Raw genomic sequence first — 11,656 nt, 5'->3', positions numbered from 1 at the left:
TCTGTTCAACCTTGAGGAAACCTTTGACTGGCATGATACACAAACTGGTATTTATCTTGTTACTATTTTATGCAACTTAGATGTGGAACAGCTTATCATTGGGACAGACTGATTTTGAAGGTTTATCATGCTGATTGCTACTCGATAGAACAGACAAGGGGTTTAAGCCCCTTGTTAAAGGTATGCAAACTATCAATTCGAGCGGTGCGTTACACTTTTCCTTCTCGTTGAACTAGAAGATGGTTAACTCAACGCGGATTTTAACTCACTTTGTGCTTGTTCCAACGCTTCTGGTAATTTACTCGCATCGCGTCCGCCGGCTTGGGCTAAGTTCGGTCTTCCACCGCCACCGCCACCGCAGATTTTAGCGATCGCACCCACAAATTTACCAGCTTGCAAACCTTTTTTGTTCATTTCTTGACTAAAAGCTGCAACTATGCTAACCTTCCCTTCTTCAGGAACAGAACCCAGCACCACTGCACCGTTACCCAGTTTTTGCAGTAAGCGTTCGGCTGCGGTTTTCAATGATTCTGGATCAACATCTTCTAATTGAGCGACGATAATTTTATAATCGCCTACAGATTCTGCTGTTTGCAACAAGCTGTCAGATTTAGCGATCGCTAACTGTACCTTCAAGGTTTCTAGTTCCTTCTGGCTGGTTCTGAGTTCGCTTTGCAGACTTGTAATTCTGTCTGGTAATTCTTCAGGTTTAACTTTAAAGCGATCGCTCAAATCCTTAACTACTTTATCGCGAAGATTGAGATAATCCAGTATTGCCGGCCCCGAAACAGCTTCAATACGCCGCACCCCAGAAGCTACTCCAGCTTCTGAGATAATCTTGAACACGCCAATTTCAGCAGTGTTACTGACATGGGTTCCACCGCATAGTTCCATTGATACGTTAGGGAAGTCAATCACCCGTACTTCCTCGCCGTATTTTTCGCCGAACATTGCAACAGCACCCCTAGCTTTCGCCTCTGCTAAAGGTAACACTTCCACTTTGGCAGCATGTGCTTCGGCAATCCAAGTGTTCACCTGTTCCTCAATTTGTTGGACTTCCTCTGCTGTCAACGCACGCGGACAGTTGAAGTCAAAGCGCAACCTGTCAAAGGAAACCAGGGAACCAGCTTGAGATATGCCATCATCAACAATTTTCTTCAGCGCCGCTTGCAATAGGTGCGTTGCAGTATGGTTAGCTTGGGCGCGACGCCGACAAGCCGGATCAATTTGGGCTGTAACATGATCGCCTACGCGCAATGTACCGCGTTCGATGCGTCCGAAGTGAACAAAGAAATCAGATTCTTTCTTCATATCTTCCACCCGGATTAGGATACCATCACCAGAGATATAACCGCGATCGCCGATTTGTCCCCCGGATTCAGCATAAAATGGCGTTTTGTCAAGAACAATTTGCACTTGTGTTCCCGCTTCTGCTTCCTCTTGGGAAACACCTTCTACCAAAATCGCTTCGACTTTCGCCGTTGTTGCAGGTTGGGTATAGCCTAAAAACTCGGTAGATTGGATGTGTTCTGCGAGTTTGTCGAGAGAACCTTGCACAGTTAAATCGATGGTTTCGTGTGCATCTCTACCACGTCCTTTTTGGATTTCCATTTCTGCCTCAAATCCTTCAACATCAACTGTGAGGTCATTTTCAGCAGCAATTTCCTGAGTTAGTTCGAGTGGGAAACCGTAGGTATCATAGAGTTTAAAGGCACTTTTACCGCTAATTTGGATGTTTCCCTGCTGTTTCAGTTCTTGGATGATTTCCTCCAGCAGTTTTTCGCCTCTGTCAAGAGTCGTGAGGAAATTAGATTCTTCCCGTTGCAGTTCAGCTTTAATTCCTGCTTCCCGTTGGCGCACATTGGGGTAAGCTGATTCAGAAAGAACGATCGCAGTTTCCGCAACTTGGGTAGTAAATTCACCAGAAATCCCAATTAATCGCCCATGACGCACCACACGCCGAATTAACCGCCGCAGCACATAACCCCGTCCCACGTTAGAAGCACGAATTTCATCGGCGATCATGTGGACAACAGAACGAACATGATCACCAATAACTTTTAAGGAAGTTTTAGTTTTTTCATCACTGCTGTGGTAGTCAATGCCAGCAATTTGCGCGGCTGTTTGGATAATTGGGAAAATTAGGTCAGTTTCGTAGTTATTGGGCACTTTTTGGAGGATTTGCGCCATTCTCTCCAAACCCATGCCGGTGTCAATGTTCTTGTTTTGCAGCGGCGTTAAATTGCCTGATACATCCCGGTTATATTGCATGAAGACAAGGTTGTAAAACTCGATGAACCGGGAATCGTCTTCTAAATCTATATTTTCGTCACCACGTTCGGGGTGGAAGTCGTAATATATTTCTGAACAAGGCCCACAAGGCCCAGTCGGGCCAGATACCCAAAAGTTATCATCTTCGCCCAGACGCTTAATTCTCGCTATCGGTACACCGATTTGATCACGCCAAATCTCAAAGGCTTCATCATCATCTTCAAAAACGCTGACGACGAGATTTTGGGGGGAAAAGCCAAAGACTTGTGTGGAAATTTCCCAACCCCAAGCGATCGCTTGTTCTTTAAAATAATCACCAAAGCTGAAATTACCCAGCATCTCAAAGAACGTGTGATGCCGTTTAGTGCGTCCAACATTTTCGATGTCGTTGGTGCGGATACACTTTTGGGAAGTCGTAGCCCGCTTAAATTCTGGTGTGCGTTGTCCCAAGAATATCGGCTTAAATGGTAGCATCCCTGCGATCGTCAACAGCACGGTTGGGTCTTCTGGCACGAGGGAGGCACTTGGGAGAATTTGGTGTTCCCGTTGGGCAAAGAAGTCGAGGAATATGTTGCGAATTTCGTTACCGCTTAGGTACTGAAGATTTGAAGACATGGGTGTTTTTCACTTTAGACTTTAGACTTGGGCGTAGCGGCACTATATAAGTGTATTTTTATAAATAGCTTTATATATTCTTGCATTTTGTTTCATATTACTGCCAGCAAATCGTGCCAGTCGATCAGCTATATGCAGTTATTATGCTGCTTTTACACAATTACCTTACTTTAGTAGGATGCGCGATCGCATTTTGATCGTTAAGATTAATCATTAAGAAATGATTTCAAATTCTCATACCGAGGTAACAAATGGCACTAAAGCTGAAAGTATCAAATATTGCTTGTGAAGGATGTGCAGAAACAATTACTGAATCCATCCATGTTATGGAACCTGAAGCCAAGGTGAATGTCGATGTTAATGCTAAAACTGTTACGGTAGAATCCGCAGCTTCTGAGGAGTCAATCAAACAGGTAATTGTTGCTGCTGGTTACACTGTTGAAGGTTATTGATCCGATTCTAGCTTTTCACAAAAGTTTAGATTTTAATATCTTAGGTTATGCTAGCAAGATTTTTTCTATTATTTCCACCCGTGGAAAAGGCTAAAACTAATTAATTTCCCTAAATTAAGCGTAAGCAGAAACATTTCGTTTCTCCTACTAACACATTGTGATCTTTTGGTTCAAACCTCACTTAAAATTATAAATTTTTTATCTGATAAATTTGATCTGTAATTGTAGCAATGTTAAAACCAGAAAACTACTTGCCTTAGTAAGAGTGGGTTTTGCTGCCTATCTAATTCGTGTTTTTTTACAATTAAATCCCTAACTTGATACTTAATATAAAGCCTAGTACAGTGTGGCGTCAGTTTGCCTACCTTTAATTAGTTGCTCAATCGAGCCTGGTTAATTGAGATGGTAGCTGGATTTACACGCCCGCTGTACTAGTTCTTCAATAAAAAGGCTTAACTGCTCTTTTTGATAATTGAATGAAAAAATCTTATAAATTTTTTATTTTTATCCCTTGACGGGAAATCACCTGCCTAATGTGGCAGTTATTGCAAACGATTTATTTTGGTAATTCCCTCAATAAAATAATACTTAAGAAACTACAGAAATAATTTTTAGGGGTACAAATAATATTCAGTGTTTCTACTGTTTTAAAAATATACTGTAAAGAAGACATTAGTTGTCAGAAGAGGAGATTTCAGAACCTGTAGTAAATATAAAGCCTTAAGACGAGATCAAAGGTGGAAATTTATTGTAGATTCAGCATTTAAAAAATCAGATATCAAGAAATATAACTCTGCCTAAAACAATATATTTGGTATTAGGCAACAAGAACAACAAGTTTTAGTAAGTTAATCTCTTGAAAATTGAAATTATGATAAAAAATAAAGCAATCAATATTTCTATTTTAGTCTTTGGAAAGAATAACTTTATCGCCACACTTCCAGATCAGATCCGTTTTCCGACTGCTTTTAGTGTAGAAGTTATAGACAATCTTATTCAGGCAGTATCGCAGATTCAAATTAGGCTCCCCGATATAATACTTGTGCAGGCTAGCTTGGATGGCAGTATGGAATTGTGTAGTTGGTTGAAAGACCAGACAAAGCTATCCTGGATATACTGTATTCTCTTCGAGGATCGTCCCCAGCAGCTTACTGATAGAAATATGTATGGTTGGCAAAGGGAATTTGAGATGAATGCTGAGGCATTAAATCAAGGAGCCGATGCTTATATTTGGCATCTTATTGAAGAAAAAACAGACCATAGCTTGGCAAAATTGAGCGCCAATCATGGATTAATACTTGCTCAATTAACTGTTTGCTTGCAGAAAGTGCAAAAATACCGAGATTTGATTCGGACAAATGATATGTTATCAGCGATCGCCTTAGCCGATTCGTTGACAGAATTAAATAATCGTCGTGCTTTAGAATGGGACTTACCCAGACAAATTAAAAGAGCTAGGACTCAAAAAACTTCTTTGAGTTTAATTATTCTGGATGTCGATCATTTCAAGAAAGTTAACGATACTCACGGGCATTTAGTAGGCGATCGCATCTTGCAGGTGCTGTCTCAGCGTCTGCGACACAATCTGCGCTGTCAAGACACAGCATTCCGCTATGGTGGCGAAGAATTTGTGATTCTTCTGGCTAACACTACTGATGAGGAAGCACTAGTTGTGGCCCGTCGTCTCAATCGGGTAATCAGCGACGAACCATTTTCACTCAGCAATCAACTGACAATTAATATTACCATTAGCTTGGGCACAGCCTGTCTGAAAGCTGAGGATGATGATCAAGGAGAGAGTCTGTTGTATCGTGCCGATCAATGCTTGCTACATGCTAAAACCGCTGGGCGTAATCGGGTTATTAGCTCAAACTATTTATCTCATGTCTCACATCTGAAGGCTGTTTCTTCTTAAAAGTAAACATTGGGCACTTGTACTGAGCGGCGTCGTAAAGCCTGCGGCATAGCTTCTCTTCTTAGGCTGCGCTTTAAGCGTTGGCACAGCCTCTCGTAGAAAAGTATTGATTATTAATTCTTCTCCCTCCTTCATTTCCCCCTGCTTCCCGTAGTTACTGAGCGGAGTCGTAAAGCCTACGGCATAGCTTCGCTTAAGGCGCAGCCTAAGAAGAGAAGTATGCCTCGCCTGCTCTCTACTCTCTACTCCCTACTCCTAACTCAGCATGACAATCTTCTACCGAAGTCCGTTGTCGCATGGCATTAACTAAAGCCTCGTAGCTAGACCAATTTTCTTGCAGTAAAGTTTTTGCCTGAAGGGCATGAAACCGCAGTTTCTGCTGATAAACTGATTCAGAAAAGCCCAAAATTGTCAAGACTCCTATTAGCTTGTTTTTATCATCAGCTCCACCCTCAGCATTATTAAAAACTAGGTTTTCAGCAGCAATACCCGCCATCCAAACAGTGCAGTAGCGGTCTAGCATTTGGGCACTGATTTTACCCACTTCTAGTTGAGATGCTAATTCGCCATCATCAAAGCTAACGCCGCCTTGCCCAGATTGCCCCTGTTTCCAGGCTTCCCAAGCGCTGAGGGTGTAACCAGTAATGGGAATACCCAACAGATAAGCAACTAAGAAATGCCCTGCTTCGTGGTGGATGATGCGATCGCGGTGTTCACTTGAAAAACCAGCAATCCAATCTAAAAAGATAGTACCACCCTTGCCTTGCAAGCTAAAACTGTCAAAAGTTGCTATTCCCAAAATAGCAAAGGTAGCAAGCGCCGGTACTGCCGGCGATAAATTCAAGAATGGCCCCAGCAGTACCGATAGGGTCATGAGAAAGATAGATATTGCAACTAAATTTAGGGTAGTCTGGCTCATTGAGAGTTTTCTGAGGATCTGCTTAATCTTTTTTCATTATGAAGCAATGTCTACGACAGGTGTAGATGCAGCAGAGCTTTTGTATCAAGCTGGTTGTAGCGATCGCCTAATTTTTTCATCTTCCACCTAATTAAATTACTGGCTTCATAACAGATGTTTTCTCTATCACTAGAATGATGGCTGCTTTTCAAGTCGCAGACATAATGTGACGTTAGTAGGTATAAGACATCAAATAGGAAATGAATGTGGCTGAACAATTCAAAAAGGGCGATCGGGTTGAATGGAACACTTCACAAGGTAAGACAACTGGCAAAGTAGTAAAAAAACTCACTTCGCCTACAGATATTAAAGAACACCATATCGCTGCAAGTGAAGATAACCCCCAGTACTTAGTTGAAAGTGATAATACAGGAAAACAAGCTGCTCACAAGCCTGATGCTCTTAAGAAAGTAGAGGAGTAATAGTTAGTCATGAGTAAAGATGTTAAATCGGTGATTGACGAGTTTCATCAAGTTGTGAATATGACACCCAAGGAACTGGAGTCTTGGCTAGATACGAATGAGTCACAAACTGTGGGACAAAAGGATGGCGACGATGAGTCAATTGGTCATAAATCTGGGCGGCGGATCATCCAGTTGTTGCAGAAAAAAGATGACTATACCGACGATGATCTATCGCACATGAAGAAAGTTATTAGTTACGTCCACCGTCACATGGCGCAACAGCCATCGAGTAATTTGGAACATACACGCTGGTGCTACTCTTTGAAGAATTGGGGACACGATCCACTTAAATAAAGTACCTCATAGGCGGCTGCAAATAGCAGCTTACTGATTTTTACCTCAATCGGTAATTTCGACTTCAGGATTATGCAATTGATAGCAGATAGCCTTGTCAAATAAAACCCGCTTGAATGATTCATCTAGGCTGATAGTCGTTTCACCACTTCCGAGAAACAAGTAGCCATCTGGTCTTAATTGCTGCTTTATCTTTTTTAGCAAGGCTTTCTTAGTGACAATATCAAAGTAGATTAAAACATTCCGTAAAAAGATAACGTCAAATTGTGGCAGAGATGACCAAGATTGCAAAAGATTCAACTGACGAAAATCAACCATCTGGCGGATTTGTTCCTTTATTTGCCAGCTGGTATCTAGCTTTTGAAAGTACCGATCGCGAATATTTTTAGAGAGTCCACGATTAATTTCAAGTTGATTATAATAGCCTTCGCGGGCACGCGCTAAAACCTTAGTTGAAAAATCACTAGCAATTAGCCTGTGCGACCAACTGGTAAGCATAGGAAAATGTTCATAAATTAATATGGCGATGCTATAAGGTTCTTGTCCATTAGAGCAGGCAGCACACCAAATGTTGAGCGATCGCTCAATTGCTCGTTGTTTAATTAACTCTGGTAGCACGGATTTTTTCAATGCTTCAAAAGGGTGTTTATCACGGAAGAATGAAGTTTCGTTAATGATTAGTGCCTCGATTGTCTGGACGTGAAGACTATTAAACGGCTGAGTTTGCAAGTAAGTAACCAAATCAGCGATCGAAGCGAATCCTGCCGATTCGACAATTGGCTGCAAATGTAACTCTGCTAAATAGATTTTATCACCAAACAACACAACCGCTGAATGATGATTAACTAATTCCCGAAGATACTCAAAATCAGTGGTGCTTACACCCATAATCTGCTTCATTACAGGTCTGAAAGAGGAAGTTGATTGAAACGAATTCTGTGCATAATTTCATCTGCCATTTGGTTAAGCGGAACAATTTGATTGGCAAGTCCGGCATTAACGACAAAACTAGGCATTCCCCAGACGACACTAGTAGCTTTGTCTTGTGCAAGTACCTGTCCACCCGCCTCCCGGATGCACTTACACCCATGCAACCCATCTTGCCCCATACCCGTGAGGATGACTGCGATCGCCCCAGCTCCATAAACCTGTGCAACCGATCGCAACAGCACATCGACTGAAGGACGACAGGAATTTTCTCTTAATGCTTGATGGGTGGCAAGTCGAACCACCGTTTTGTCGCGTTGCACAATCAGATGAAAATCTCCTGGTGCAATCCAGGCGTGTCCAGGTTCTAGTATCTGTCCGGAAACCGCTTCATTTACTGGGATTTGACACTTGGAAGATAATTGTTCAGCTAGTAGTTTCGTAAACATTGGCGGCATATGTTGCACAATCAAAATCGGCACTGATAAATCTGCTGGAAACTCCCTAAGCACTACAGCCAGAGCATTCGGGCCTCCGGTAGAAACCCCAATTGCTACAACCTCCACCTGCTCTATGTCGCTACGAACAGGAAAAACAACTGGATGGGTAATTGCGTTTGTTGTAAAAAATCCACCAAATACCTTTATTTTGGGAATTAAATCTTCCCGAATATGTTGATTTGTTGCCTCTATACTTCCTAAGTTACTAGGTTTTGTGGCATAGTCTGAAGCACCTAAAGAAAGAGCTTCGAGCGTTGCGATCGCTCCGCTGCGTGTGGAGGTACTGTACATAATCACTGGTAAGTGTGGATACATTTGTCGGATAGCAGACAGGGTTTGCAAACCATCCATCTCCGGCATCTCGATATCCAGGATGACGACATCAGGATTAACTTGGGAAATTTTGGCAAGGGCAATGCGACCGTTAGCCGCGACTCCTACCACCTCTAGTTCTGGATCGCTAGACAAAATTTTACTTATTCGACTCCGTACTACTACGGCGTCATCAACAACTAGTACCCGGATTTTGGGCATTGGGGACTTCCAATTAAAAAATATCCAATCGCTGTGGGAGCAGGGGAGCAGGGGGAGCAGGGGAAGAAGAATCTGATAGTTGTATTGGATACAAGAATTTGGATAATTTAATTTTTAGAGTTCCCTTAAGAAGCAAAGGAGATAGAGGCAGGAGAATAGGGTAGCGGAGTTCAAAGACTCATTAATGGGGTTCAAAGACTCTTTAATGGAGTTATAAGCCTCTTTAATGGAGTTCTGAGCCTCATTAATGGAGTTATAAGCCTCTTTAATGGAGTTCAAAGACTCTTTAATGGAGTTATAAGCCTCATTAATGAAGCTCAAAGACTCATTAATGAGGTTCAAAGACTTATTGTTGCATTCTAAAATATATTTCTCCTGCCCCCCTGCTCCCCCTGCCTCTTTTTCAGGACTGCCTGCTTTTAATACTTGAACTGGTTGACAACTTTCTGCAAATCTACTGCCATTCGAGATAATTCTGTGGCTGCTTGTAACGTATTACTGGTTCCAGTAGTCGTACTTTGAGTATTGAGTGCTACAATTCCAATACTTTTGGCAATATCTGATGTTCCTTTGGCTGTCTCAGCCATATTTCGACCAATTTCATTCGTAGTTGCAGTTTGTTCCTCTATAGCGCTAGCGATCGTGCTTTGGAAGTCGTTGATCTGATTGATAATACTAGTAATTTGAGTGATGGCTTGAACCGCACCCTTTGTATCTGTCTGAATTGCTTCAATTCGCAAGCTTATATCTTCAGTAGCATTTGCCGTTTGTTTGGCTAATTCTTTCACCTCGTTTGCTACTACAGCAAATCCTCTACCTGCATCCCCGGCTCTAGCCGCCTCAATAGTAGCATTGAGTGCTAGCAAGTTTGTTTGCCCTGCGATCGAGGTAATGACTTTAATAACTTTGCCAATTTCGATGCTGCTTTGACCGAGTTTGTTAATTGTCTCGTTCATGTGCTCAGCTGTTTTAACTGCCTCAGTCGTGACTCTTGCTCCTTGAGTAACGGTCTTAGCAATTTCTCGAATGCTAGCATTCATCTCTTCCACCGCAGTCACAACTGTATTAGTATTCTGACTTACCTGTTCAGCAGAGGCAGACGCAGAAGTGGCCTGCTCAGCTGTTTGTTCGGCGTTCTCAGTCATTTCTTTGCTGACTGCGGTCAGTTCTTCTGAGGAAGATGCAACTGCTGTTGCCACTTCTGTCATCTGTCTGATTGAAGACCTCAGGCTGCTAATCATCTGATTTGCATTATCCGTGAGCTGCTTAAACTCTCCTGCATTGCTTGCCTCAATTTGTTTGGACAAATTTCCTTGAGCGACGGCAAGGCTGACTTCATTAATACCTTTTATCTGCTCTCTTAAATTCGTAGACATCTGATTCAAGTTTTCAAGCGATTCTTTCCAACTCCCACCTGCTCCTTTGACAACAGCTTGAGAACCAAGCCTACCTTCGATACCAATCTCGGATGCCAAGCGATTAACTTCGTTAGCAAAGTTTTGATTTAAACTCACCAATTCATTAAAAACTGAGGCAATTTCACCCAGTTCATTATTCTCATCAGCTAAACGGACGGTAAAATCACCGTTTTTTGCAGCCTTCAGTGCTATTAGTAACGCTTGCAATTGCATTTTTGTTACACTGTCATCGATCGGTTGCGGATCTGCACTATCCACCGAGGGAGATTTAGAGTTGGCTGTTTTGCCAGCCCGATTCGTAGTCATTCCAAAGCGCTCCTCAATTACTCAATAATCTGATTTTTTAAATTAACATCTAGAATTTTCTCGGCATCTAGAACTAACAAAAATCCGTTTGGGAGCGGGTAAGCTCCTGCTAGCATCTGACGCATTCTACCTTTTAACGTTGCGGGTGGGGGTTGAAAGGTGTTTTGTGCAAACTCTAAAACATCTCCCACATGATCAACGAGCAGACTAACTACTTCATGATCCGAACATACAACGATATTAAATCCCTGCGGCTCATCTACAAGGTTTGTGGTTGATTGTGTCTGCGGTTGGCTCATCTCTAATCGACGCTGCAAATCAATGACAGTAATAATTTGTCCACGTAAATTAATCAACCCACAGATATCTGGTGGTGCTAAAGGTACACGAGTCATTGCATGTGGACGAATCACTTCTTGAACGTGCTGTACGTCAAGACCAAAGTAAACTCCTTTGAGAAAAAATGTGCAAATTTGTTGTTCAGCCATGAGTAGCCAAGGTAGGGATGCAAAACAGCAGGGGAAGCAGGGGGAGATTAACGATTCATCAACCAAGGTAATGGATGATTAATCATATTTACTAGACCAGATAAAACTTGGTTGTAACTTGCGTAAAGCTCTCGTCCTGTCTGTACATCCATATAGTTGTATTTGACGGCAAATTCAGTCCAAGTCTGAGTTTCAGATGCCTCAGCCTGTCTACGACACGTGCGAACACAATCATTCAACTTAGCTATAAATGCTGCCTCATAACGGCGTTTTTGCCAAGCTTCTGCCATGTTGGCACATACAGAGCGAGAAGAACGACGAATTTGATCAGTTAAAGAATATCGTTCCTCCACAGAAAACTTTTTTGATAACTCAAAAATTTTCATTGCAGTTTCAAAGGCAATTTTATAAATTCCCAAGTCTTTATGGTCTTTAATAGCTTCTTTATTCATTGTCTTACCTCCTCTGCTCCCTCTGCCTCCCCTGCCTCCCCTGCTCACTTCATTATGATCCC

11 protein-coding genes are annotated in these 11,656 nt (G+C 42.2%); 4 read left to right on the top strand and 7 right to left on the bottom strand.

Annotated elements, in window-relative coordinates; all coding sequences use genetic code 11:
* Window positions 1–243: 243 nt before the first annotated feature.
* Window positions 244–2,886, bottom strand: coding sequence for an alanine--tRNA ligase (gene alaS, locus V7K48_RS03095; RefSeq protein WP_335069508.1), 2,643 nt, complete (start codon window positions 2,884–2,886; stop codon window positions 244–246).
* Between the two features lie 251 nt (window positions 2,887–3,137).
* On the opposite strand from alaS, the gene V7K48_RS03090 reads away from it, so the two are divergent.
* Window positions 3,138–3,338: a heavy-metal-associated domain-containing protein gene (locus V7K48_RS03090; protein ID WP_335069506.1), complete on the top strand. Its 201-nt coding sequence runs from the start codon at window positions 3,138–3,140 to the stop codon at window positions 3,336–3,338.
* Window positions 3,339–4,227: 889 nt separating this feature from the next.
* Window positions 4,228–5,253, top strand: coding sequence for a GGDEF domain-containing protein (locus V7K48_RS03085; protein WP_335069514.1), 1,026 nt, complete (start codon window positions 4,228–4,230; stop codon window positions 5,251–5,253).
* Window positions 5,254–5,488: 235 nt separating this feature from the next.
* On the opposite strand, the gene V7K48_RS03080 is transcribed toward V7K48_RS03085, so the two are convergent.
* A complete protein-coding gene (locus V7K48_RS03080) occupies window positions 5,489–6,172 on the bottom strand; it encodes an ATP-dependent Zn protease (RefSeq protein WP_335069504.1) in 684 nt (227 codons plus the stop codon).
* A gap of 245 nt (window positions 6,173–6,417) precedes the next feature.
* Here V7K48_RS03080 and V7K48_RS03075 point away from each other — a divergent pair, with 245 nt between their 5' ends.
* Entirely contained in the window at window positions 6,418–6,633 is a 216-nt protein-coding gene (locus V7K48_RS03075) for a DUF2945 domain-containing protein (protein WP_335069502.1), read from the top strand.
* A 9-nt stretch (window positions 6,634–6,642) separates the two neighbouring features.
* Window positions 6,643–6,969 (top strand): DUF3140 domain-containing protein, encoded by a 327-nt coding sequence (locus V7K48_RS03070; protein WP_335069500.1) that lies wholly within the window; start codon window positions 6,643–6,645, stop codon window positions 6,967–6,969.
* Window positions 6,970–7,014: 45 nt separating this feature from the next.
* On the opposite strand, the gene V7K48_RS03065 is transcribed toward V7K48_RS03070, so the two are convergent.
* From V7K48_RS03065 to V7K48_RS03045, 5 genes are all read right to left on the bottom strand, one after another.
* Complete coding sequence (locus V7K48_RS03065; RefSeq protein ID WP_335069498.1) at window positions 7,015–7,869, bottom strand: CheR family methyltransferase; 855 nt, start codon at window positions 7,867–7,869, stop codon at window positions 7,015–7,017.
* Entirely contained in the window at window positions 7,869–8,930 is a 1,062-nt protein-coding gene (locus tag V7K48_RS03060) for a protein-glutamate methylesterase/protein-glutamine glutaminase (RefSeq protein WP_335069496.1), read from the bottom strand. The genes V7K48_RS03065 and V7K48_RS03060 overlap by 1 nt, the downstream gene beginning before the upstream one ends.
* Window positions 8,931–9,349: 419 nt before the next feature.
* Entirely contained in the window at window positions 9,350–10,654 is a 1,305-nt protein-coding gene (locus tag V7K48_RS03055) for a methyl-accepting chemotaxis protein (RefSeq protein ID WP_335069494.1), read from the bottom strand.
* A gap of 17 nt (window positions 10,655–10,671) precedes the next feature.
* Window positions 10,672–11,142, bottom strand: a complete 471-nt coding sequence (locus tag V7K48_RS03050; RefSeq protein WP_335069492.1) for a chemotaxis protein CheW — start codon at window positions 11,140–11,142, stop codon at window positions 10,672–10,674.
* Between the two features lie 47 nt (window positions 11,143–11,189).
* A complete protein-coding gene (locus tag V7K48_RS03045; protein WP_335069490.1) occupies window positions 11,190–11,594 on the bottom strand; it encodes a four helix bundle protein in 405 nt (134 codons plus the stop codon).
* Window positions 11,595–11,656 lie beyond the last annotated feature (62 nt).

Origin of the sequence: Nostoc sp. (assembly GCF_036919615.1) — a bacterium.
GTDB lineage: Bacteria > Cyanobacteriota > Cyanobacteriia > Cyanobacteriales > Nostocaceae > Nostoc.
This window is presented reverse-complemented; position numbering and strand designations above follow the sequence as displayed.

Bases quoted from the DNA above. Each gene is read 5' to 3' on its own strand.
- V7K48_RS03055 (WP_335069494.1), bottom strand. From the start codon at position 10,654: ATGACTACGAATCGGGCTGGCAAAACAGCCAACTCTAAATCTCCCTCG.
- alaS (WP_335069508.1), bottom strand. From the start codon at position 2,886: ATGTCTTCAAATCTTCAGTACCTAAGCGGTAACGAAATTCGCAACATA.
- V7K48_RS03065 (WP_335069498.1), bottom strand. From the start codon at position 7,869: ATGAAGCAGATTATGGGTGTAAGCACCACTGATTTTGAGTATCTTCGG.
- V7K48_RS03070 (WP_335069500.1), top strand. From the start codon at position 6,643: ATGAGTAAAGATGTTAAATCGGTGATTGACGAGTTTCATCAAGTTGTG.
- V7K48_RS03045 (WP_335069490.1), bottom strand. From the start codon at position 11,594: ATGAATAAAGAAGCTATTAAAGACCATAAAGACTTGGGAATTTATAAA.
- V7K48_RS03060 (WP_335069496.1), bottom strand. From the start codon at position 8,930: ATGCCCAAAATCCGGGTACTAGTTGTTGATGACGCCGTAGTAGTACGG.
- V7K48_RS03080 (WP_335069504.1), bottom strand. From the start codon at position 6,172: ATGAGCCAGACTACCCTAAATTTAGTTGCAATATCTATCTTTCTCATG.
- V7K48_RS03050 (WP_335069492.1), bottom strand. From the start codon at position 11,142: ATGGCTGAACAACAAATTTGCACATTTTTTCTCAAAGGAGTTTACTTT.
- V7K48_RS03090 (WP_335069506.1), top strand. From the start codon at position 3,138: ATGGCACTAAAGCTGAAAGTATCAAATATTGCTTGTGAAGGATGTGCA.